The organism is Herbaspirillum sp. YR522, from assembly GCF_000282575.1.
In the GTDB taxonomy this organism is placed as follows: Bacteria; Pseudomonadota; Gammaproteobacteria; order Burkholderiales; family Burkholderiaceae_D; genus Herbaspirillum.
In genome coordinates, this window is the sequence record NZ_AKJA01000031.1 from 1 (window position 1) to 22547 (window position 22547).

Sequence of the window (22547 nt, forward strand, 5' to 3'; positions counted from 1 at the left end):
GGCTGCCGGCGGCACCGGCCGTTGGCCGGATCAGTCGCGGCTGTGGGCCAGGCGGCCTGCCGAATAGGTGGCGGCGATGGTGCGGTCGTCGCCCAGGATCGCCAGCGCGAACAGTTGTTCCTCCAGGCTGTCGGTGGTGGCGCTGCGGCGCGCTAGCAGCGGCGTGGCGCGCGGATCGAGCACCACGAAGTCGGCCTCGCAGCCGACCGCGAAGTTGCCGATGGTGCCTTCCAGCTGCAGGGCCCGTGCGCCGCCCAGCGTGGCCAGGTAGAACATGCGCAGCGCCGGCAGGTAGGTGCCGCCCATGCGTGCCACCTTATAGAGCTCGTTCATGGTCTGCAGCATCGAGAAACTGGTGCCGCCGCCGACGTCGGTGGCCAGCGACAACGGTACCCGCGCGTCGTCGGCGCGGGCAAAATCGAACAGCCCGCTACCCAGGAAAAGATTGGACGTCGGACACAGCGTGGCGGCCGATTGCGTGGCCGCCATGCGGGCGCGGTCGGTGTCGTCGAGCCAGATGCAGTGCGCGTACAGCGCGCGCTGGCGCAGCAATCCATAGCGGTCATAGACATCGAGATAGCTGCGCGCATCCGGATACAGCGCCTTGACCCACTGCACCTCCTCGGTGTTCTCCGCCAGGTGGGTCTGGATGTAGACGTCGGGGTACTGCGCCGCCAGCTCGCCGGCCAGCTTCATCTGTTGCTCGGTCGACGTCGGCGCAAAGCGCACGGTGATGGCGTAGCCTTGCCGGCCGCGACCGTGCCAGCGCTCGATCAGGGCCTGGCTCTCGCGCACACCGCCCTCGGCGGTGTCGCACAGGAAATCCGGAGCGTTGCGGTCCATCAGGCATTTGCCGGCCACCATGCGCAGGTTGCGCGCATGACTGCGTTCGAAGAAGGCGTCCACCGATTGCGGGTGGACGGTGCAGTAGACGGCGGCGCTGGTGGTGCCGTTGCGCAGCAGTTCATCCAGGAAGAACTCGGCCACCTCGCTGCCGTGGGTGGCGCTGTCGAAGCGCCGCTCGGCCGGGAAGGTGTAGTTGTTGAGCCAGGGCAGCAGGCCCGGGGCAGGCGAGCCGATGATATCGGTCTGCGGGTAATGCACATGGGTGTCGATGAAGCCGGGCGCGATGATCTTGCCGCGCAGGTCCTGTACCGCCAGCTCCGGCGGCAGGCTGGCGACCAGTCGGGCGTAGTCGCCAGCGGCGCGGATCCTTCCCTGTTCCACCACCAGCAGGCCGTCGCTGTGCCAGTGCGTGGCTTGCGCATCGAAGGCCGGGTCGTTGGAAAAGTGCAGCAGGCTGGCGCGATAGGCTTGCAGCGAAGTCGTCATGGGGTTTCCTTGAGGCATGAGTCGGCATGGGGCCGGGCATCGGTGCTGGCGCGCCGTTGCCATAGCTGCATCAGTTGCGCTGCGACGGCCAGGGCGATGCTGGCGGGTTCCTTGCCGTCGATGCCGTCGATGCCGATCGGGCAGGTGATGCGGTCGAGTTGCGCCGCCGTGTATCCGCGCGCCTGCAGGCGATGCTCGAACTGGCGCCGCTTGGTGAGCGAACCGATCAGGCCGAACCAGGCGATATCGTCGCGCCTGAGGATGCGTTCGGCCAATTGCTGGTCGAGGGCATGACTGTGGGTCATGACCAGGTAGTAGGCGCCGCTGTCGGCCAGGTCGACGGCCGCATTGGGCACGTCGGTGGCCTCGATGGTGACCTGCGGTGCCAGGCCGGGGGGGAACATGTCTTCGCGTTCGTCGACCCACAGCACCCGGCAGGGCAGGGTACGCAATATGTGCACGATGGCCGCACCCACATGCCCGGCGCCGAACAGCACCACCTGCGGCAATGCCTGCTGGCGGATTTGCTCGGCCGCCGCCCAGTTGGCCAACTCCCGGGTTGAGCCTGGCGCGACCAATTCGAACGACAGCGTGACCACGCCGCCGCAGCATTGACCCAGGCTGGGGCCCAGCGCAATGCGCTCCAGGCGCGCCGGTGCCGGCGCCTTGAGCAGCATGTCGCGCGCGATGGCGGCGGCGCGCCATTCGAGATGGCCGCCGCCGATGGTATCGAATTGCGCCTGGGCCGAATAGACCATGCGCGCCCCCGGCTCGCGCGGGGCCGAACCCCGGGTGGCCACCACCGACACCAGCACCGCCGCCTCGGCGCGGTCCTGCAATCGCTCCAGCGCCGCCAGCCAGGTGCTCATGCTCGCTGCTCCAGCGCCGCCGCGCGTACCGCATCGACCGCGTCGAGAATGGCTTCGCTGGTGGCTGGCGCGCGCAGCGGCGGGTTGATGCGATGCCCGCCCACGGCCGAGATCGCATCGCGGATGGCGAACAATACCGAGAACGGCAGCAGCAATGGCGGCTCGCCGGTGGCCTTGGAGCGATGGATGGTGTCGGACACGTTGCTGTTGTCGAACAGGGTGGTGCGCAGGTCGGCCGGACAATCCGAGATGGCCGGGATCTTGTAGGTCGAAGGCGCGTGCGTCATCAGCTTGCCGTCCCGGTTCCACCACAGTTCCTCGGTGGTCAGCCAGCCCATGCCCTGGATGAAGCCGCCTTCCACCTGTCCCACGTCGATGGCGGGATTGAGGCTGCGGCCGGCATCGTAGAGCAGGTCCGCGCGCAGCAGCTTGAATTCGCCGGTCAGGGTGTCGATGACCACCTCCGACACCGCCGCGCCATAGGCAAAGTAGAAAAAGGGGTGCCCGGTCATGGTCTTGCTGTCCCAATGCACCGTCGGCGTGGCATAGAAGCCGTCGGACCACAACTGCACCCGCGCCAGGTAGGCTTGCATCACCAGTTCGGCAAAGGCGATCGACTGTGCGCCCGCGGCCACCCGGCCGGCGGCGAAGACGACCTGCCCCGGGTCCACGCCAAAGCGCGCGCCGGCCACCTGGGCCAGGCGGGCACGGATCTGCAAGGCCGCGTCCTCGGCGGCACGGCCGTTGAGATCGCTGCCGGTGGAGGCGGCAGTGGCAGACGTGTTGGCGACCTTGCTGGTATCGGTGGCACTGCAACGCACCTGTTGCAGCGGCACGCCCAGGGCGTGGGCCACCACCTGTGCGACCTTGGTGTTGAGCCCCTGGCCCATCTCGGTGCCGCCGTGGTTCACCAGCACCGAGCCGTCGGTGTAGACGTGTACCAGCGCGCCGGCCTGGTTCAGGTGCGGCACGTTGAATGAAATGCCGAATTTCACCGGCGTCAGCGCCAGGCCCTTCTTCAGGACCTCGCTGCCGGCGTTGAAGGCGGCAATGGCGGCGCGACGGCGCTGGTAATCGCTGCTCGCTTCGAGCTGGTCGACCAGGGCATGGATCACGTTGTCGTCGACCTGCTGCCCGTAATGCGTGACATTGCGCGCCGGCGGCCCGCTGGCGTCGCTGGCAGCATAGAAATTGACGCGGCGCACGTCCAGCGCGTCGCGCCCCAGCGTGCGGGCGATATCGTCGATGGCATATTCGATGGCCAGCGCCCCTTGCGGTCCGCCGAACCCGCGAAAGGCGGTATTGGACTGGGTATGGGTCTTGCCGCACAAGGCGCGGATATCCACATCCGACAGGTAATAGGCATTGTCGAAGTGGCACACCGCGCGGGTGGCCACCGGACCCGACAGGTCGGCAGAAAAACCGGCGCGCAGCAGCATCACCACCTTGGCCGCCAGGATGCGCCCATCGTCGTCGTAGCCGATCTCGTAGTCGTAGGCGAAGCAGTGGCGCTTGCCGGTGACCATCATGTCGTCGTCGCGGTCGGCGCGCAGCTTGACCGGATGCCGCAGGTGGCTCGCCGCCACCGCTGCGGCACAGGCCCACAGCGCCGATTGCGATTCCTTGCCACCGAAGCCGCCACCCATGCGGCGGCATTCGACCAGCACGTCATGCGAGGCCAGTTGCAGCACCTGGGCAATATGATGCTGCATCTCGCTGGGATGCTGGGTCGAACAGTAGACGTGCAGCGCGCGGCCTTCGCGGGGAATGGCGTACGAGATCTGGCCTTCGAGGTAGAACTGTTCCTGGCCGCCCACATCGAGCTGGCCGTAAAGCTTGTGTGGCGCCCGCGCAAAGGCGCCGGCGGCGTCGCCACGGGACAGTTGCATCGGCGGCAGCACATACGATTGCGCCGCATGCGCGGCGCGCGGGGTCAGGATGGCAGGCAACTCTTCGTAATCGACCAGCGCCAGCCGCGCGGCGCGCCGGGCATGGTCGTGGCTGTCGGCTACCACGATGAACATCGGCTGGCCGACGTATTGGACCAGGCCATCGGCCAGCACCGGTTCGTCCTGCAGGATCGCGCCACACTGGTTTTCACCGGGGATGTCGCGCGCGGTCAGTACCGCCACCACCCCGGGCGCGGCCGCTACCTTGGACAGGTCCATGGCGCCGATGCGGGCATGCGCTTTCTGCGACAGGCCGAGCGCGGCGTGCAGGGTGCCTTGCAGCTCGGCGATGTCATCGGTATAGGTGGCTTCGCCGGTCACGTGCAGCGTGGCCGACTCGTGCGGGTGGGGCTTGCCGACTTGCGTCCATTGCAGGGCGTCGGCAGCGGGCTCGACCGCCAGGAGCTGGTGTTTCATCGATTCTCCCATGGCCGCCTCACGCGGCGGCCGTGACCGCGAAGGCGCGTACCGCCTCGGGCGCCAGCGGCGCTTCGGTGCGGGTTTCCAGCCAATAGCGGTACAACAGGTTCTGCGCGGTGCGCAGGCGGTAGGCGGCGCTGGCGCGCATGTCCGACAGCGGCGCGAAGTCCTGCGCCAGCGCCGTCATGGCCGCGCGTACCCGGGCCTGGTCCCAGGCCTGGCCCACCAGCTCGGCCTCGGCCCGGGCCGCGCGGCGCGGGGTGGCGGCCATGCCGCCGTAGGCGATGCGCGCCGCGACCACCTGGTCATCGACGATGGTCAGGGCAAAGGCGGCGCATACGGCCGAGATATCCTGGTCGAAGCGCTTGGACAGCTTGTAGGTCCGGAACCGCACATCGGCGCGCGGCAGCGGGATATGCACCGCCTGGACGAACTCGTCGGCTTGCAGTGCCGACTTCTGGTAGTCCAGGTAGAAGTCTTCCAATGGCATGCTGCGTTGGCCACCGACGCTGTAAAGCACTACCTTTGCGCCCAGGGCGATGAGCCATGGCATCGAGTCGCCGATGGGCGAGCCGTTGGCGACATTGCCACCCAGCGTGCCGGCATTGCGCACCGGCAGCGAGGCGAAGCGCTGCCACAGCTCGGACAACTGGTCGGGATAGTGGGCATGGGCGGCCGCATAGGCCTGTTCGAGGCTGACGGCGGCGCCGATCTGCAGCCAGCCGTCCTGCTCGCGCACCTGGCGCAATGACGCCACCTGGCCGATATAGATCAGGTCGCCCAGCTCGCGCAGTTGCTTGGTGACCCACAGGCCGACGTCGGTGGACCCGGCCAGCAGCCGCGCGTGCGGCAGGGCGCCACGCAACTGCGCAAGTTGTTCCAACGTGCGTGGCGCATGGAAGGTCTGGCGGCCGTCGCTGAAAGCCAGCGGCGTGTCACGCCGCAGCGTGGCCAGTGCCTGGCTCACCGGCGTGCGGTCGAACGTGGCGCGCGGCAATTGACCCATCCGCTGGGCGGCATCGACGATGGGACGATAGCCGGTGCAACGGCAGAGGTTGCCCGAGAGCGCATCGTCGATCTCGCGCCTGGTGGGCGCCACGGCGTCATGTTCGTGACGCAGGTACAGGCCCCACAGCGACATCACGAAGCCGGGGGTGCAGAAACCACACTGCGAGCCATGGCATTGGATCATGGCCTGCTGCACCGGGTGCAGGCAGCCATCGGGCTGGCGCAGGTCTTCCACCGTAAACAGGGCCCGGGCGTCGAGGGTCGGCAAGAACTGGATACAGGCGTTGACGGTCTTGAGGTCGAGCTCGCCGTCTTGCCGCAGCTCGCCCACCACCACGGTGCATGCACCGCAATCGCCCTCGGCGCAGCCTTCCTTGGTGCCGGTGCAATGCAAGTCCTCGCGCAGGTGCTGCAGCACCGTGCGGGTGGGCGACGCATCGTGCACCTCGTGGATCTTGCCGCGGTAGTAGAAACGGATGGCTTGTGACATGGGGTGCGGTTCAATGGGATTGTTAACAAAATTGCGTGCCTTCGACCACATTCAAGAAGCATGCCGGGGCCTGCAATCGGTACTGCCGATTGTGCGCCCCGAATCGGTCGGCCGATATTGTCGGGCCCGCGAGCGCGACAATATCGGCGTTGCCCGCTACTCGCCCAGCCAGACCAGCTTGAACAGGAACACGGCGGCGATGATCCAGATCACGACAGACACGTCGCGTGCCCGCCCGGTCAGCAACTTCAGGCCCGCGTAGCTGATGAAACCCAGCGCCAGTCCATTGGCGATGGAATAGGTGAATGGCATCACCAGGGCGGTAATGACGGCCGGGATGCACTCGGTGGTGTCTTCCCAGTCGATATCCATCAATTCACGCACCATCAGGCAGGCCACGAAGAACAGGGCCGGCGCCGTGGCATAAGCGGGCACCACGCCGGCCAGCGGCGCGATGAACAGGCACAGCAGGAACAATACGGCGATGGCCACGGCGGTCAGGCCGGTGCGTCCGCCGGCCTGGACACCGGCTGCGCTTTCGATGTAGGCCGTGGTGCTGGAGGTGCCCAGCAAGGCGCCGGCGGCGATGGCGCCGCTATCGGCCAGCAGCGCCTTGTTGAGGCGGTCCATGCGGCCATCCTTCATCAGGCCGGCGCGTTGCGCCACGCCCATCAGGGTACCGGTGGCATCGAACAGTTCGACCAGGAAGAACACCAGCACCACGTTGAGCAGGCCCATCGACAGCGCACCCTTGAGATCGAGCGCCAGCAAGGTGGGGGCCAGCGAAGGCGGTGCGGCGAACACGCCGCTGAAGCGGTTGCCGCCGAACAGGAAGCTCAGCACCGTCACCAGCAGGATGCCGATGAGCAACGCACCGCGCACCTTGAGTCGGTCCAGCGCGACGATCACCATGAAGCCGATTACCGCCATGATGGCGGCCGGCTGGTGCAGGTCGCCCAGGGTGACGAAGGTGGCCGGGTTGGCGGCGATGATGCCGGCGCTCTTCAATGAAATGATGGCCAAAAACAGGCCGATACCGGCCGGGATCGCCATGCGCAGCGAGCGCGGAATGCTCTTGATGATCACTTCACGAATGCGCAGCACGCTCACCAGCAAAAACAGGCAACCCGAGATGAACACGGCGCCCAGCGCGGCTTCCCAGGGAAACCCCATGCCCTTGACCACGGCATACGAAAAATAGGCATTGAGCCCCATGCCCGGCGCCAGTCCGATCGGGTAGTTGGCGTACAGGCCCATGATCAGCGTACCCACGGCGGCGGCCAGGCAGGTGGCGACAAACACGGCGTCGCGCGGCATGCCGGCGTCGCCCAGGATGGCCGGGTTGACGAAGATGATGTAGGCCATCGTCAGGAACGTGGTGAGTCCGGCCAGCAGTTCGGTGCGCACCGTGGTGCCGTTGTCGGAGAGCTTGAAGAAACGGTCCAGGACGTGATTGGCTGCAGGCGTGCGATTCTGGTTCATGATCGGAGGAGGCAATGCGACAGGCGCGGGTTTCAGGTAACGGTATTGTGCACCGGAAAATGGCAGGCCGGGCGCAAGCCCCCGCGTGCAGGAGCGGCTGCGCCCCGCAGCAGGTCGGGGCAGGATCGAGGCGATCGGCTGGTACGCAGTCTAGGTGCTTTGCCGGGGCCGGAAGTTGCGCAGGAAATCCAGCAGGATCCGGGCCGACACGTCGGCGTCGTCGGCGGTCATGGTTTCCAGAGGATTGTGGCTGATGCCGCCGTTGCCGCAGCGCGTAAACAACATGCACACGTCGGTCAGCCGGGCGATGGTCATGGCGTCGTGACCGGCGCCGGAAGCCAGTTCGAACGGCGGGATGCCGGCGCGGCCGGTGGCTGCCGCCAGTTGCTGCATGAGCCACGGCGCGCAGGGCGCGGCCGGCGCCGAGACGGTTTCCTCGAGATCGACCTCGATGCCGCGGCGCGCGCATATCTCGCCGATACGCCCCAGCACATCGGCCACCGCCGCCAGGCGGATGTCGTCGCGCGCGGCGCGGATATCGAGCGACAACTGGCAGGCGCCCGGGATCACATTGGTCGAGCCGCGCGGCACCTGCAGCTGGCCGACCGTGCCGACCAGCGACGCATGCTGGTCTTGCGCGCAGCGTTGCTCGACGTAGAGGATGATCTCGGCGGCCGCGGCCGCGGCATCGCGGCGCATGTCCATCGGGGTGGTGCCGGCATGGCTGGCCACGCCCTTGAGGTCGACCAGGTAGCGCGAGCTGCCGGCGATGGAGGTGACGATGCCCACCGGCAAGTCGCGGTTCAGCAGCACCGGGCCCTGTTCGATATGGACCTCGACGTAGCCCAGCAGGTCGGCCGGGTTGCGTGCGATATGCGGGATCGCCGCCGCGTCATGGCCGGCCTGGGCGATGACGTCGCGCATGCGCACGCCGTCGCGGTCCTGCAGTTCCAGCAGGTTCATGTCGAACTGGCCGATGACGGCGTTGCTGCCCAGAAACGTGCTTTTGAAGCGCACCCCTTCTTCTTCGGAAAACCCGATCACCTCGAGGTGGTAGGGCAGGGTTTCGCCGAGCTGCTTCAAATGCTTCACCAGCGCGATGGGGATCAGTATGCCCTCGCGGCCGTCGTATTTGCCGCCGTTGCGCACCGTGTCGTAGTGCGAGCCGGTCATCAGGGTCTTGGCCTGGGGATCATTGGAAAGATAGCGGCCGACCACATTGCCCACGGCATCGATGTGCACCTGCATGCCTGCCTCGCGCATCCATTGCGCCAGGTGTTGCGCGGTCTGCCGGTGGGGCTCGGTCAGGTAGGTGCAGGTCAGCGCGCCTTCGTCCTCGGACAGCGCGCCGATCTCCTCGGCCCACTGCATCACCAGCGCGCCCAGCGCCGGCTGGTGGCCCAGCAGGTCGTTGAGGCGCAGCTCGGCGATGCGCCCGATCTGGCGCAGCGCCTCACGCAGTTCATCCTCGGGCCGATTCTTCAGGCGGCGGGTAAAGGTAGCGATGATCCGGCTGCGCGCCAGCCCCTGCCCGGTCGGGCCCTTGACCGCCAGGATGAACGGGAAGCCGAACCTGGCGTTGTAGTCGGCGTTGAGCCGTTGCAGCGTGGCCAATTCGTCGGGGGTACACATGTTGAGCCCGGCGCGCGCCTGTTCGCCGCTCGACTCGGCGGTAAGCTCGCCGGCGATGGCGGCCTTGCCTGCCAGTTCGGGGTGCGCGCGTACCAGGCCCAGCTGCTCGTCTCGGCTCGCTTCCGCCACCACCTTTTGTAGCACCAGCTTGAGCGCGGCCACGGTGGCGAACGGTCGGTGCGCGGCCGCCCGCTGGGGGATCCACGGGGAATGCTCGTAGACGCCATTGAGCGCGTGGGCAAAGGCGGTGGCATCGGCGGAATTGAGTTGGTCGAGGGTCATGGTCATGGCGAAAGGCTTGCTGGCTGGGCAGGTCGGCGGCGGATTGTCGATGGCGATTGTCGAGCTCGCGGTGTCGCCGACGATGGTGCGCAGGCGGACGATTCGGGCCGTTATCTTTAAAACCTAGACTGTAAGACATCTGGTGCGGGTTGGCATCAAGTATGTGAGGTGTCGATGCGCGAGCCGCCTGCGCCGTAGCGGCCGTGGTCCATGAAATTTGAATTGTGGCCGGATCGTCACGCGCAGGAAGTGTTAGCGCTTTCTTGCCGGTTGAAGATGCGCAACCACGTCCGAGAGCGTGGCGCAATAGCCAACCGGACCGACAACGATGATTCAGAACGAGAAGGGCAGTCTTCCACTGCGTACCGGCGGATGCCTTCAGGTTTCGTCAAGGAGATGGAAATTCGATTCAGCTGCTGACGAGCCTGCGCGTCGATACGTTCGTCATCACGAAGAATAAAGGAAGTGGATGAATCTCAAGGCACTCACGATTTATTTCAGCGGGTTGAGCGTGGCCCTCGTCGTTCTGTTCGGTTTCATTACGTGGCATGGCAGTGACGTCGAGTTTCAGTACTACACGGCTATCCGCATGCACGCCTGCGACATCGTCAAGAACGACCGATCGACCCTGCGCGAATTCCACCCTGACAAGTGCAAGGTGCGCCGCAGATCGATATGGCCTGGCGAGGTGATTGATGTTTCCTGTACCGCCACTGATGACGATGGCCGGGAACATCAATTTTCTTATTCCTATAGCGACGTGCACCTGATCTTCAATTATTTCTTCAAGCATTACCTCAGGCTTACCCGTGGAGGTTATTGCAATGGCTGAAATTCGAAAAAAATGGGAATGGTTTGTCTTTTACCTGATGGCGTCATTTTCTGCGTTCGTGATGGCGATGCTCAGCATGGATTTTTTCTGGCCCAGCTACGACGCTGGTCAACATTCGTCGGGGCCCATGGAGCAGCAGTTCTATCTATTACTGGTTGACCGAGGCTATTGGATGACGGGCCACTTTCGTGACAGTCACTTCAGAAATGGAATGACAAGAGAGGGACGGGAGCGTTTCACAAAACTTCTGCACGACGTCAGATTCAGCAGGGACTGTCTGGGCGGGGACGATAGGAAAAACGAGAAACAAATGGAGTGTACGGTAAATGGTGAATGGATTTACTTCGTTCAGTAAGCGGCTCGGCGTGGCGCAATAGCCAACCGAACCGTAAATGATGATTCTGACCAGCAACTGGTTCTTCCAGTGCATGCTGCGACATCGTCAAGAACGATCGATCGACCCTGCGCGAATTCGACTCTGGCAATTGCCAGGGTCGTCGCCGGCCAATGTGGGTTGGGGAGGTGCTTGATATTTCTTGTACTGCCATTGATGGCGATGGCAGGGAGCATCAATCCTTTTATTCTCATAGCGACGTGCACCAGGTCTTTAATTATTTATTCAAGCATTACATGAGGTTTACCCGTGAGGCTATTGCAATGGCTGAAGTTCGGAAAAGATGGGAATGGTTTGCCTTTTACCTCATGGCGTCATTTCTTGCGCTTTTGGCAGCCATATTCAGCATGGATTTTTTCTGGCCGAACTACGACGCTAGGGAGCAGGCCTCGGGCTCTGTGGAGCAACAGTTCTATCTGTTGTTGGTTGACCGGGGGTATTGGCTAAACGGAATTTCGCGTGACGCTGAGTTTAGTGAAGGTATGACGGAAGAAGGGAGGAAAAGATTTTTTCTTCTTTTAAAGGAAATACGGTTTAGGGAGCATTGTTTGATTGCAGAAAGGACGAGGGTCACACCCGAGATGGCCTGTGTAGTGAACGGAAATGATATTGACGTTGTGCCGCATAACTAATTAGTAAAGGAGTTTTCTATGGCAGAAAGTAATTTGGGACAAAGATCTTCTTCCACCTAAAAGTTTCTGCAATGATCACTGGAAAAATGGCGGTGGGAAAACCGGTATCATGCCGTCGCGCATCATTTTTGAAGCAGTTGGGGATGGGGTGAGACTGGCGAATTTGGCCGCCAGCAGGCAGCCTTGCCTGCCAGTTCGGGGTGCGCGCGCACCAGGCCCAGTTGTTCGTGGCGAGTCGCTTCCACCACCACCTTCTGCAGCGCCAGCTTGAGCGCGGCCAGTGTGGCGAATGGCCGTTGCGCCGCAGCGCGGTGGGGGATCCATGGGGAATGCTCGTAGATGCCATTGAGCGCATCGGTGAAGCTGGCTGGCAGCGCAGCGGCTAATTGTTGAAGGCGATTGTCGAGCTCTCAGTGTCGCCGACGATGTTCTGCAGGCCGGCGATTCCGGGCCGTTCTCTATAAAACCTAGACTTTAAGACATCTGGTGCGGGTTGGCATCAAGTATGTGAGGCGTCGATACGCCACCGGGTTGCGCCGCGCCGCCTTGGTCCATGAAATTTGAATTGTAGGGGCTTCGAGGGGCACAGGAATTCGAAGCGGGTTGCCGCTGGTTGAAGATGCGCAACCACGTCCGAGAGCGTGGCGCAATAGCCAACCGGACTGTAAATGATGATTCAGACCAGCAAACCAGGTTCTTCCAGTGCATGCCAGTTGGCCTTTAGTGCAACGAGCGTGGCCCTCTGCCTTGCCATGACCATAGACGCCATGGCGCGCGTTCCGGATAGCGAACAGGACTACAACACCCGCTGGCGCACGCTGCCCCAGCGCAATACAGTCAGGCCGGTAGACCCGAATGTCTACGTCTATAACGCCAGGTTCGAGCGCAATTTCAAGATGCCGCATGAATGGATGTCGGACCGCCTGCGCCATGTGGATGCAGTGGCATGGCGGGTGGTACCCGACTACGGATCCTGTCGCTGGGATGACGAGCGGTTGGGCTGCGAACGCGTTGCCTTGCGATGCGAGATCGACCTTTATTTCGACCACGGCGATCACGGCTTGCCCTGGCATGTCGATGCGCCCGAATTTTGGGATAGCAATTACTGGTCGTCGTCATATTTCCTGAGTAAGGCCCTGCGCAAGACAGGTGGCACAACAGCAATGAAGCAGTCGTCGTTACCGGCGCAACCTTTCGTGGGCCCTGCCGATGGCAAGCCCATGGTGTGGAGCCGCCTATCTTCCGGACCAGGCAACGATGTCCGTCCCATGGCGTTGCTGTCGTATGACCGGAGTGCGCTGGCCTCCACCGCGCGGGTTTCACTTGCCGGCCCTTGCGACGACCCGCCAGCAGCGCTGGTATTGGCGCCGGATGGCGAGGCGATGGCCGGCATGGATCGTCATTTCCTGATGATCACGCTGCCCGGTTCGTGGCAGGAAAGGGTGGCCCATGCCCTGCATGAAGCCGCAGCGGCCGCCAAGCCGGCAGCGGCTGCCACCTCAAACAAATAACGGAGACGCCGACCATGATCAATCCCAGGTTGCCTTGCCGGTTTGTGGCACAAGGATTCCTGTCTTTCTGCTGCGGTGCTTTCTTGTCACTGCAGATCGCACACGCGGTCGAGACAGGCCCCGATGAAATCCAGTTCGATCCGCATATCTACGCCTACACCGCCGAATTCGCCAAGACGTTCGGGATGCCTGAGATATGGGTTTCCGATGAACTGCACGGGGTGGATGCGGTGGCGTATCGGGTCATGCCCACCTATGCGAGTTGTGGCTGGGCAAGGAAGCTGGACACCTGTTTCAGACACAACACCCGGTGTGAGCTGGACCTCTATTTTGATCAGAGGCGTAATCCTTTGTTTTGGGATGAGAGGCATCCGCCGTACAGGTACCCGCTCGATAGATACTCGACAAAATTCATCAGTCCGACGCCTCGCTATCGGTCACCTATCCGACAAGGAGAGAACCGCATAGTTAGGACCTCGCCATTAATTGATTCGGCGCGTGGAAAAGGCATCACATGGCGATACCGGTTTAGTAATAAGGATGGCCGTGGAAGTGGGTTCGCACTTAGTAGTGGATATGAGAGAAATGTGTTTGATCAGATAGATCTCGTGACGCTGAATATCGGCTGCTTTATTGGGGTAAATCACTTGGATTTGGTGACCGAAGAATTCCTGATGTCCAGGGGACGAATGAGTTTGGGCGTTGTGAAAACCGTGGACCTGCCTGATTTCTGGAGCCGAAGAAAGACGCTGGCAGACAAAAAGAAGGAGCGACACCTGGATGTATTTTTGAAAGAGGAAGGGAAGAAAGTGTTGCGAGAGCTGCGTGAAAACACAGTAAGAAGCGTACCTATTTTCCCTGGAAATTAAACGACCAGGTGAAAACTCGGGCGATAAATCAGGCGCCTTTTCAAACAGCTAACTTTTTAATGGAGAGTTAAATGACGACCTCGAATCTTGACCGAAATGCTCAATTGAGCACACTTGCGAATGCAAGTTATGTTGATGGTGGCCCGAGAACGGTCGGTGACTGGCATCGATATGGGGAAGCGGAGAAGAGTGAATCAGGCTTCTCTGCTTCTGTATATGTGAATCAGGCGACACGAGAAATTGCGATTGCATTTCGCGGAACAGATGGGCTATCAGATGCCATTCCCGATGTGATGTACACAGTCGGTGGATGGCACCAGCAGTTCTCTGAGGCGCTGAGTTTTACAAAGCGAATATTTGATGACGTGAATAGTAATGACTTCAAAGAAGTTTATGGTGATGATGCGTTCGATCTCATAGTCACGGGCCACAGCCATGGCGGCGCCATATCCCAAATTGTAGGGGCGATGTTCAATCTGGATGGCGCAAGTTTCGATGCTCCTGGCGCGCGAAGAATCACCGATCATCCGCAATTCGCTGCACTCAAGGCAATCCTCGCTCCCGAAAGCTCCGGACGGATAAAAGACGGTTTCAGCAACTACCGGGTCGGTGGTAGCGTCATCTCCAGTGTCGGCACTCACATCGGAAAAGTGCAGGATCTCCTGACGATGAACACCATCGGTCTCGCCGGCCTGGCCAGCGCAGTCCTGTTCATGGCTGGCGGTGCGGTCGGGCATGTGGTCAAAGGAGTCGTTACCTCCATTATCGGCGCCGTCGGCGTCAATATCGATGCCCTGCATTCGATGGACGGCATCGAGCGAACCATGCATCTCGCGGCCGGCCTTGAAAAGGCGCTGGGCAAGACAGTGTTGACGATGGATGCCAAGTCCTTGGCTGCAGTATTGGGTCAAGATCCTTTCAGGCAGGCAAGCACGTCCGACGTTATTGTGTTCAAGGACAAGGATAACAAGGTCGTGGCCTACATCGAGCCGCATGAAAAGGGGTGGAAACTGTCGACAACAGACCAGCAGGCCTCAATTACGCTGATGTCGTCGGATCAACCTGGCGAGCCGCCCACCTGCATCGTTGCACAGGCTGGTCGAGATCCCTATGAATGTGTGCTCTTTCGCGCGGCGCCCACCGAGCGGATCGAGATCAGCGACGATGGCCGGTCCATCTCTGTCTATCGCGATGCCAAGGACGATGGCAACTGGGAGTTCCGCGCTATGCGTACCTATGCTGATATGAGTCGCAAGGTCCTGCAGCGCGAGACCAGTTACTCCTACGATTGGGAGAAGCGCGTCGGCAAGGCAGTCACGATCGATTTTCATCCTTCCGATGGTGTTGCAGCATGTACCACCATCACACGCGATTTCGATCTCTCCGATGGGGCCATCTTGTCGCAACGAAAAACATCATCGCAAGCCGACCAGAGCACCATCACCCAGACCGACCAGAACGGGGACGGCAGATGGGACGATTTTCGATTCACCGCCGCCCCGGCGCATGACGGCGCTCCTGAACGCCGGATCGACACCGGAACCACCTTCGACCAGATGCTCGACGCCGACCGCCAGATGCACAGCCTGTATCGGCTTGGGCAGTTGGGCTCCGGCACCTGGGGCATGTATACCGATTGGTCCACGCGCCAATTGGTGCAAGACAAACCCTTTACCTACACCCCTGGCTATACCTACCGGCCCACCTTTGAAATGCCCGGGCAAAACCCCATCGGCGCTTTCTATGAAAGCCGCTCGGCTGCGGTCGACACCGCCGAGTCGGTCGCGATGCGCACTTTCCGTATCCTCGATGACAAGTCAATGGCCGTCAGCGCGCAGCAATTACGCGCGCGCGATGCCAACGGCGATGGATCGCTGGCCGATGGCGAGCTCGATGGATTGTCGGCATGGATCGACCGCAATGAAGATGGCGTGATGCAGGACGCCGGCGGCGCCGACGAGAAGGTCTCCCTGCGCGCGGCGCTCGCCGGCCTGGGACTGGCCAGCCTGGGCGGCGCTGCTTACCATTGGTACACCGTGGGCAATGCCAATTTTCGCACTGGCGCCCAGCGCGATGCGATCGCGCCGGTCATGCGCTACGACCTGCCGCGGACCTTGGCCAGCAACTACGATCTGTTGCGCCATGGCGAAGGGGTGTTCGCTGTCGCCGGCGGTGGCTTGATTACCTGGCAACCTGGCCAGATCAAGCTGAGCCGCGACCAGCGCAACCTGGTCGGCACCGATGGCGACGACAGCTTCGACATCGACTATTACCGGCCTTACCACGGGCGCTATTTCAACCTGGATCTGGTCCAGAACTTCTACGCTGGCGGTGGCAATGACGTCATGGGAGGCAGCACCCGCGACGACAAGCTGTGGGGCGGCACCGGCAACGATGTCCTGCTTGGCTACCAAGGCCACGACAGCATGTATGGAGAAGAAGGCGACGATGAACTGCAGGGCCATGCCGGCAATGATCTGCTCTTGGGCGGCGCGGGCAATGATCGCCTGTTCGGCCAGGTCGGCAATGACAAGCTCCACGGCGGCGCCGGCGACGATCTCCTGATCGGCTTCAACGGTGCCAACGAGGGGGTCCAGACCCTGGCCGCCGGTGAGACCGACGACGACCTGATGCAGGGTGACGCAGGCAACGACCAGCTCGACGGCGGGCTGGGCAACGATTACCTCGACGGTGGCGTGGGCGACGACCTGGTGCTGGGCGGGGCGGGTGACGATACGATGTTTGGTGGCGCCGGCCACGACGAACTCAATGGTGGCAGCGGGCGCGATACCCTCACGGGCGGGGCGGGCAACGACAAGATGTTCGGCGGCGGTGCCAACGACACCATGTACGGCGGCGATGGCAACGATGTCATGCTCGGATTCACCGCCAGCAACGAGCGCAAGCAATGGCTGGATGCGGGCGAAACCGACGACGACGTGATGCACGGCGGCGCCGGCAACGACTTCATGCTGGGCGCACTGGGACAGGACCTGCTCTGGGGTGACGACGGTGACGACGAGTTGCAGGGCGGCCAGGGTCACGACCTGCTCTATGGTGGCGCCGGCACGGATCGCCTGTTCGGCGGCGTGGGCGACGACGTGCTCTACGGTGGCGAGGGTGACGACGTCCTGGTGGGTTTCACCGGCAACAACGAACTCAAGCAATCCTTGCTGGCGGGCGAATCCGACAATGACCACTTGTACGGCGGCGCCGGCAGCGACCTGCTGCTGGGCGGGCTCGGTCACGATATTCTCGATGGCGGCGCCGGCGCGGACCGGATGCAGGGCGGCCAAGGCGATGACCTGTATATCGTCAACAGCGTCAATGATGTCATCCTCGAATTGAACGATGCCGGCAACGACACCGTGCTGAGCAGCGTCGACTATGTGCTTGGCGAGCACATCGAACAGTTGCACCTGATGCAGGGGCTGTCCATCAACGGTACCGGCAACCGTTGCGACAACACCATCGTCGGCAACGACTGCGACAACCTGATCGATGGTGTCACCGGCGCCGACGTGATGATCGGTGGCAAGGGCAACGACACCTATCACGTCGACAACCGCAACGACCAGGTGATCGAACACCAGGGCGAGGGGATCGATACCGTCAACGCGAGCATCGGCCATACGCTCGGCGAGCACCTCGAGAACCTGGTCCTGCTGGATTTTTCGACCCCCGAGAAAGGGCGCGCCGACGGCGTCGATATCCTGGTCTACGGCTACCCCAAGGCCAACGAGCTGGACTACATGCAGGGCAATGCCGTCAAGGGCTACCAGGGGACCTGCGCCATGGTCGGCATCGCCAACATGGCCACCCAGGGTGGCTGGGGCCTGGGCGAGGCCGACGTGGTCGGTCGCGCCATCGACAACGCATGGTGTGTCACCGATTCGGCCGTCAGCGACTATGAACGCGGCGGCTCCAACTACATCGACCAGCAGGCCCTGCTGGACAGCTATGGCATTCGCAACCGCCTGCTGGCCGGCTACGACGAACAGGCGCTGGCCAACCTGGTGCGCGGCGGACGTGGCGTCATCGTCGGACTCAATGCCGGTGCCTTGTGGGGTGAAGAAGCCTATCGCGGTCACGGCGGCGTCAATCACATCGTCACGGTCACAGGGGTGGCGCTGGACGCGGCCAGCGGCGCACTGAACGGCTTCTATATCGCCGATTCCGGTCGGGCGCTGGTCAGCGACATGACGCGTTATGTCGCCATCGACGATTTCCGCCGGCAGGCCGATGTCGCCAACGCCTATGCCATCTATTCCATCGAGCCGATCAAGCTATGGGAAGAAAATATCGATGGCGCCGGCAATGCGCTCGACAACACCCTGGTGGGCAACCGCGGCAATAACGTGCTGGCTGGTGGCGCGGGCAACGATGTGATGATGGGTGGACGGGGGGACGACACCTACCTGTTCAATCGGGGCGATGGACGCGACACGATCAGCGAGCTTGGCGGTGCGGCAGATGACCGCGATGTGCTGGCGCTGGGTGCCGGCATTGCCGCGCAGGACCTGTGGTTCGCCCAGCAGGGGCAAGACATGGTGATCGATATCCTGGGCCAGGATGCCAACGACGCTGCGCGCGACCAGATCATCGTGCGTGGCTGGTACGCGGCCACCCGACACAAGCTCGAGGCGATCACCCTGGACGGCGGCGAAGCCTTGTCCAGCCGTGATGCCGAGCAGATGGCCATGGCCATGCAGTCATTGACGGCCTCCTCGGCTGCCGCGCATGCCTTGTGGCAGGGGCATCGGCAGGGCGCCACTGCCAGCGCGTGGAATTGAGGCTGGCTGGGCATCGCCGCCGGTGACGCTCGAATACAGTCCGGCAGGACATGCCGGTCAGGTGCACCTGATCGGCATTTTCCTGCGTGGCGGGATCGGGTGCGGTCGGCGTTGCACTTGATTGGCCCACATCAGCCTAGACGGAAGTGTGGTCGGTCACGAGCCGGGTCAAATCAGCCAGGCGTCGGTATATCATGAGGTCTTCTTCCATCGACTCCGACATCAGATAAAACAATGGGCAAGCTGAGTACCCACGTGCTGGACATCACCAAGGGAAAACCGGGCGCCGGCGTGACCGTCGCGCTCTATGCCATCGAGCAGGGACAACGCCGCCTGGTGCGGCAGGCCATCACCAATGACGATGGTCGTTGCGACGAACCGCTGCTGGCTGGCGACGCCCTGCGCACCGGAAAATACGAACTGGTGTTCGGTGCCGGCGATTATTTTGCCGCCCAGGGCGTACAGGTACCCGAACCCCGCTTCGTCGATGAAGTGGTGATCGCCTTCGGCATCGCCGATCCCAGCCAGAACTATCACGTGCCGCTGGTGGTCTCGCCCTGGGCGTATTCGACTTATCGCGGTAGTTAAGTCCGCATCACACCGATTATCGGCTGCCCCGGTCTTGCCGCGGCGGCCCGCAGCCGTATGTGCATGTCCTGGAAGGGGCCAGGCAGGATGCGAGTGGCCGGGCAGTGCAGAGATGCGTCTTGCCCGATGTGCGGGCTGGCAATATAATGATAATCATTCTCAAAAATTTGAGTGACATGAGATAAAACAGAGCGCATCCCTTCGCCGCCTGCGTGGCGAAGAGGGACGCCAGCCGTCGGGAACCGCCATTGATCGTGTTGCATTGTCCGCATCGCCTCCTGCCAGTCCCGATGACACCGATTCGCGCCAAACGAAACGGCATTGGTCACGCCAGTGCCGTTTGCCCACTGGATCTCATCCGGATAACAATTACTGAAAGGAATAACCTCATGAAGCGTTTGGCGATCGTCTCTGCTCTGCTGTCCACCTTCGTCCTGGCGCCAGCCTCGGCGCACCAGATCTGGCTGCAGCAGGATACCAAGGGCGCCCAACTGTATTTTGGCGAGTTCGGCGAAAACCTGCGTGAAGCATCGCCGGGCCTGCTCGACAAGTTCGTCAACCCCAGCGCCGTGCTGATCACGCCCAATGGCGACCGCACCCTGGAACTGAGCAAGAAGTCCAATGCCTTCGTGCTGTCGGCCAAGGCTGCGCGCGGCGAATCGATCGTGGCCGAGGAGGCGCACTACCCGGTATTCGAGAACAAGCACGGCGGCGGCACCCCGGTGCGCACCGCATGGACGCCGGCCGCGCGCCTGGTGACTTCCGACGCCGCCCAGGAGCCGCGCCTGACGCTGGACCTGCTGCCGACCGGCAAGCCAGGCCAGTTCAAGGTCACCTACAAGAACCAACCCCTGCCCAAGGCCAAGGTCGGCCTGGTGGTGCAGTCCGGCTGGGCCAAGGAAGCCCATTCCGATGACCAGGGCCTGGTGCAGTTCGACCTGCCATGGCAAGGCACCTATGTAGCCGAGGTACACCATACCGACAAGGTTACCGGCGAGCGCGATGGCAAGGCCTTCGACACCGCCAGCTTCGTGACCACGCTGTCGCTGGTGCAAGCCAAGGGTATCAAGGCCGTGCCGGCAGGTCCTGCCGCCAAGCCTAACAAGTAACGCGGGACTGTGCGGAAACAATGAAATCGACGACGCAATCCGGCCCGACGGCAATCTATCGCCTGGCCGTCCTTTCGCGCCTGGTAGCCGCCGTTGCCGGCGGCTATGCACTGGCCTCTCTCAGTACTTCGCTGCTGGCCGCCTGGCTGCCGATGACCCGGGCCGATGCGGTGATGACGGCCACCATGCTCAGCTTCATCGTCTTCACCGTGGTGGTGATATGGGTATTCGCCGCGCGTGACGCCTGGCGCGCCTGGGGTGGATTGGTGTTGCCGCTGCTGGTGCTGGCAACGCTGGAATGGCTACGGCGGAGCGCGTCATGAGAGAAGGTTTCCGCCAGTCGATGGCCTGGCTGCACACCTGGAGCGGGCTGCTGGTGTGCTGGGTGCTGCTGCTGGTATTTTCGGCCGGCACCGCCAGCTACTTCAAGGAAGAGATCACGCTGTGGATGACCCCAGAGCTGCACGTGTCGTCGCCCGAACCGGTCTCGCAGCAGGTCGCGCTGCAACATGCGGTCGCCCATCTCGAGCGCAACGCGGCCGACGCCCAACGCTGGTTCATCACGCTGCCGGCCGAGCGCAGCAGCGCCATGCGGGTAGGCTGGGTCGCGCAACCCCCCAAGGATGGGGCCAAGGGCAACGCCCGCGGCCGCTTCACTAGCGAGATACTCGACCCGGCCACCGGGCAGAAGCGCAGCGCTGCACGCGACACGCGTGGCGGCGAGTTCCTGTATCGCCTGCACTTCGACCTGCATTACATGCCGGTCATCTGGGCCCGCTGGATCGTCAGTATCTGCGCCTTGTTCATGCTGGTGGCGATCGTCAGCGGCATCATCACCCACAAGCGCATCTTCAAGGATTTCTTTACCTTCCGGCCGGGCAAGGGGCAGCGTTCGTGGCTTGATGCACACAATGCCACGGCGGTGCTGGCCTTGCCTTACCACCTGATGATCACCTACACCGGCCTGATCACGCTGATGTTCATGATCATGCCCTGGGGTATCCAGAGCGCCTACAAGGAACAGGGCGAGAACACATTCTTCGCCGAGGTCTTTCCAACGGTCACGGGGCGTGACGGCCAGGCCGGCGGCCCGGCCAGGCTGGCCGCGCTGGCGCCGATCGCCGAACAGGCGCAGGCACACTGGAACGGCGCGCCACTGGCGACAATCGTGGTCAACCACCCGGGGCATGAAAATGCATCGGTCGTGATCACCCGCCAGCGCACCCGCACGCTGTCCTACCTGCAGCCGGCGATCGTGTTCGACGGTGTCACCGGCGCCCAGACCTCGGCGGCCGGCGACGATCCGAGCGCAGTGGCGGTCACCCGCGGTGCATTGTATGGATTGCACATGGCACACTTTGCCGATGCCTGGCTGCGGGTGCTGTTCTTCATCTGTGGCTTATCGGGTTGCATCATGGTGGCCAGTGGTGCCTTGCTGTGGGCCGTCAAGACGCGCCAGAAGCAGGCCAAGGCCTTGGCCCAGGGCGCGGCGCGCAGCTTCGGCCTGCGCCTGGTCGATGCACTCAATATCGGCGCCATCGCCGGCCTGCCGATCGCGTTCGCGGCCTATTTCTGGGCCAACCGGCTGCTGCCGGTGGACCTGCCGCAGCGCCCGCAGATGGAGATCAATTGCTTCTTCACCGCGTGGGCGATCTCGGCCGTGCTGGCGCAGTTGCGTCCCAGCATGGGCATGTGGCGCTGGCAGTTGTCGGCGGGTGCGGCGATGCTCATCGGCATTCCTATCCTCAACGCAGTGACCACCCACTCGCACCTGGGCGTGACCCTGTTGCAGGGCCGCGGGCCATGGTCGGTGGCGGGCTTCGACATCACGGTATTGCTGCTGGGTATCGCCCTGGCGTGCGTGGTGCGGGTATTGCACCGGCGAGAAAAGAAGCGGGCCAAGTTGCCACCGACGGACAAGGTCGCGTCGGCCAAATTGAAGGAGGCCGCATGAGCCTGCTGGGATTCACGCTGGCCCTGGCATTGGCGTACGGGGCCTGGGGGGCGTTGGCCATGGCGATGGACCGCCATCATGCCGATATCCACGGAAGGGGCATCGAGCCCGCGCCGACCCTGCGCCGACGCATGCGCGCAGTGGGCACGCTGGGCATCGTGCTGGTGTTCTCGGTGGCGGTGCGCATGCAGGGTTGGACCATCGGTGCGGTGGCATGCCTGGGTATACTGGCCATCGCCGGTGTGTTGCAGGTGTTGTCGCTGACCTATATGCCGACACGCATGCCCGGGTTTGCGCGCTGGGCGGCCTACGCGGCCGCACCGTTGGCGTTGTTGTGGCTGGTCGAGTCGGGAGTGTGAAAGGGGCTGGGACGGTGGCGCCAGGCATGCTGGTGGCCAGGC

The 22547-nt window shown here is 62.9% G+C and carries 18 protein-coding genes and 1 pseudogene; 11 read left to right on the forward strand and 8 right to left on the reverse strand.

Annotated features, from left to right (window positions below; genetic code table 11):
• Positions 1–30: 30 nt before the first annotated feature.
• The 6 genes from guaD to PMI40_RS05485 form a co-directional block, all read right to left on the reverse strand.
• The gene (gene guaD / locus PMI40_RS05460) at positions 31–1332 is read right to left on the reverse strand and encodes a guanine deaminase (protein ID WP_008112980.1); all 1302 of its coding nucleotides are present in this window, start codon (positions 1330–1332) and stop codon (positions 31–33) included.
• Positions 1329–2201, reverse strand: a complete 873-nt coding sequence (gene xdhC, locus PMI40_RS05465) for a xanthine dehydrogenase accessory protein XdhC (RefSeq protein ID WP_008112983.1) — start codon at positions 2199–2201, stop codon at positions 1329–1331. The genes guaD and xdhC overlap by 4 nt, the downstream gene beginning before the upstream one ends.
• Positions 2198–4567, reverse strand: coding sequence for a xanthine dehydrogenase molybdopterin binding subunit (xdhB, locus tag PMI40_RS05470; protein WP_157221449.1), 2370 nt, complete (start codon positions 4565–4567; stop codon positions 2198–2200). Before xdhB ends, xdhC begins: the two co-directional genes overlap by 4 nt.
• A 19-nt stretch (positions 4568–4586) precedes the next feature.
• Positions 4587–6068: a xanthine dehydrogenase small subunit gene (gene xdhA / locus PMI40_RS05475; protein WP_008112986.1), complete on the reverse strand. Its 1482-nt coding sequence runs from the start codon at positions 6066–6068 to the stop codon at positions 4587–4589.
• Between the two features lie 156 nt (positions 6069–6224).
• The gene (locus PMI40_RS05480; protein WP_008112991.1) at positions 6225–7550 is read right to left on the reverse strand and encodes an NCS2 family permease; all 1326 of its coding nucleotides are present in this window, start codon (positions 7548–7550) and stop codon (positions 6225–6227) included.
• A 150-nt stretch (positions 7551–7700) separates the two neighbouring features.
• Complete coding sequence (locus tag PMI40_RS05485) at positions 7701–9470, reverse strand: allantoate amidohydrolase (protein WP_008112993.1); 1770 nt, start codon at positions 9468–9470, stop codon at positions 7701–7703.
• 463 nt (positions 9471–9933) lie between these two features.
• Between PMI40_RS05485 and PMI40_RS05490 the strand changes: the two genes are divergently transcribed.
• From PMI40_RS05490 to PMI40_RS05500, 3 genes are all read left to right on the forward strand, one after another.
• Positions 9934–10296, forward strand: a complete 363-nt coding sequence (locus tag PMI40_RS05490) for a hypothetical protein (protein ID WP_008112995.1) — start codon at positions 9934–9936, stop codon at positions 10294–10296.
• A complete protein-coding gene (locus PMI40_RS05495; protein WP_008112997.1) occupies positions 10289–10651 on the forward strand; it encodes a hypothetical protein in 363 nt (120 codons plus the stop codon). The genes PMI40_RS05490 and PMI40_RS05495 overlap by 8 nt, the downstream gene beginning before the upstream one ends.
• Before the next feature lie 167 nt (positions 10652–10818).
• A complete protein-coding gene (locus PMI40_RS05500) occupies positions 10819–11322 on the forward strand; it encodes a hypothetical protein (protein WP_157221450.1) in 504 nt (167 codons plus the stop codon).
• Positions 11323–11498: 176 nt separating this feature from the next.
• On the opposite strand, the pseudogene PMI40_RS23195 reads toward PMI40_RS05500, so the two are convergent.
• Positions 11499–11696 (reverse strand): annotated as a pseudogene (locus tag PMI40_RS23195) (2-oxo-4-hydroxy-4-carboxy-5-ureidoimidazoline decarboxylase); the annotation flags it as partial.
• A gap of 294 nt (positions 11697–11990) precedes the next feature.
• On the opposite strand from PMI40_RS23195, the gene PMI40_RS05510 reads away from it, so the two are divergent.
• On the forward strand, positions 11991–12833 hold the full coding sequence (locus tag PMI40_RS05510) for a hypothetical protein (RefSeq protein WP_157221451.1): 843 nt from the start codon (positions 11991–11993) through the stop codon (positions 12831–12833).
• 14 nt (positions 12834–12847) lie between these two features.
• Complete coding sequence (locus PMI40_RS05515) at positions 12848–13702, forward strand: hypothetical protein (protein WP_008113001.1); 855 nt, start codon at positions 12848–12850, stop codon at positions 13700–13702.
• Positions 13703–13974: 272 nt separating this feature from the next.
• On the opposite strand, the gene PMI40_RS24345 is transcribed toward PMI40_RS05515, so the two are convergent.
• On the reverse strand, positions 13975–14613 hold the full coding sequence (locus PMI40_RS24345) for a hypothetical protein (RefSeq protein WP_238540895.1): 639 nt from the start codon (positions 14611–14613) through the stop codon (positions 13975–13977).
• 315 nt (positions 14614–14928) lie between these two features.
• On the opposite strand from PMI40_RS24345, the gene PMI40_RS22865 reads away from it, so the two are divergent.
• The 6 genes from PMI40_RS22865 (at position 14929) to PMI40_RS05550 (ending at position 22505) form a co-directional block, all read left to right on the forward strand.
• Positions 14929–18495, forward strand: coding sequence for a calcium-binding protein (locus PMI40_RS22865; RefSeq protein WP_238540896.1), 3567 nt, complete (start codon positions 14929–14931; stop codon positions 18493–18495).
• A 234-nt stretch (positions 18496–18729) separates the two neighbouring features.
• Entirely contained in the window at positions 18730–19083 is a 354-nt protein-coding gene (gene uraH, locus PMI40_RS05530) for a hydroxyisourate hydrolase (RefSeq protein WP_008113007.1), read from the forward strand.
• A gap of 389 nt (positions 19084–19472) precedes the next feature.
• The gene (locus tag PMI40_RS05535) at positions 19473–20192 is read left to right on the forward strand and encodes a DUF4198 domain-containing protein (protein ID WP_008113009.1); all 720 of its coding nucleotides are present in this window, start codon (positions 19473–19475) and stop codon (positions 20190–20192) included.
• A 20-nt stretch (positions 20193–20212) separates the two neighbouring features.
• On the forward strand, positions 20213–20515 hold the full coding sequence (locus tag PMI40_RS05540; protein WP_008113011.1) for a DUF3649 domain-containing protein: 303 nt from the start codon (positions 20213–20215) through the stop codon (positions 20513–20515).
• Complete coding sequence (locus tag PMI40_RS05545) at positions 20512–22146, forward strand: PepSY domain-containing protein (RefSeq protein ID WP_008113013.1); 1635 nt, start codon at positions 20512–20514, stop codon at positions 22144–22146. The genes PMI40_RS05540 and PMI40_RS05545 overlap by 4 nt, the downstream gene beginning before the upstream one ends.
• Positions 22143–22505: a DUF3325 domain-containing protein gene (locus tag PMI40_RS05550; RefSeq protein ID WP_008113015.1), complete on the forward strand. Its 363-nt coding sequence runs from the start codon at positions 22143–22145 to the stop codon at positions 22503–22505. Before PMI40_RS05545 ends, PMI40_RS05550 begins: the two co-directional genes overlap by 4 nt.
• The last annotated feature ends 42 nt before the right edge of the window (positions 22506–22547 follow it).

What these genes read in the sequence shown, in the direction of transcription:
- PMI40_RS22865 (WP_238540896.1), top strand. Translation starts at nt 14,929, where the DNA reads ATGCGTACCTATGCTGATATGAGTCGCAAGGTCCTGCAGCGCGAGACC.
- PMI40_RS05545 (WP_008113013.1), top strand. Translation starts at nt 20,512, where the DNA reads ATGAGAGAAGGTTTCCGCCAGTCGATGGCCTGGCTGCACACCTGGAGC.
- xdhA (WP_008112986.1), bottom strand. Translation starts at nt 6,068, where the DNA reads ATGTCACAAGCCATCCGTTTCTACTACCGCGGCAAGATCCACGAGGTG.
- uraH (WP_008113007.1), top strand. Translation starts at nt 18,730, where the DNA reads ATGGGCAAGCTGAGTACCCACGTGCTGGACATCACCAAGGGAAAACCG.
- PMI40_RS05515 (WP_008113001.1), top strand. Translation starts at nt 12,848, where the DNA reads ATGATCAATCCCAGGTTGCCTTGCCGGTTTGTGGCACAAGGATTCCTG.
- PMI40_RS05485 (WP_008112993.1), bottom strand. Translation starts at nt 9,470, where the DNA reads ATGACCATGACCCTCGACCAACTCAATTCCGCCGATGCCACCGCCTTT.
- guaD (WP_008112980.1), bottom strand. Translation starts at nt 1,332, where the DNA reads ATGACGACTTCGCTGCAAGCCTATCGCGCCAGCCTGCTGCACTTTTCC.
- PMI40_RS05540 (WP_008113011.1), top strand. Translation starts at nt 20,213, where the DNA reads ATGAAATCGACGACGCAATCCGGCCCGACGGCAATCTATCGCCTGGCC.
- xdhC (WP_008112983.1), bottom strand. Translation starts at nt 2,201, where the DNA reads ATGAGCACCTGGCTGGCGGCGCTGGAGCGATTGCAGGACCGCGCCGAG.
- PMI40_RS05550 (WP_008113015.1), top strand. Translation starts at nt 22,143, where the DNA reads ATGAGCCTGCTGGGATTCACGCTGGCCCTGGCATTGGCGTACGGGGCC.
- PMI40_RS05495 (WP_008112997.1), top strand. Translation starts at nt 10,289, where the DNA reads ATGGCTGAAATTCGAAAAAAATGGGAATGGTTTGTCTTTTACCTGATG.
- xdhB (WP_157221449.1), bottom strand. Translation starts at nt 4,567, where the DNA reads ATGAAACACCAGCTCCTGGCGGTCGAGCCCGCTGCCGACGCCCTGCAA.
- PMI40_RS05535 (WP_008113009.1), top strand. Translation starts at nt 19,473, where the DNA reads ATGAAGCGTTTGGCGATCGTCTCTGCTCTGCTGTCCACCTTCGTCCTG.
- PMI40_RS05510 (WP_157221451.1), top strand. Translation starts at nt 11,991, where the DNA reads ATGATGATTCAGACCAGCAAACCAGGTTCTTCCAGTGCATGCCAGTTG.
- PMI40_RS05490 (WP_008112995.1), top strand. Translation starts at nt 9,934, where the DNA reads ATGAATCTCAAGGCACTCACGATTTATTTCAGCGGGTTGAGCGTGGCC.
- PMI40_RS05480 (WP_008112991.1), bottom strand. Translation starts at nt 7,550, where the DNA reads ATGAACCAGAATCGCACGCCTGCAGCCAATCACGTCCTGGACCGTTTC.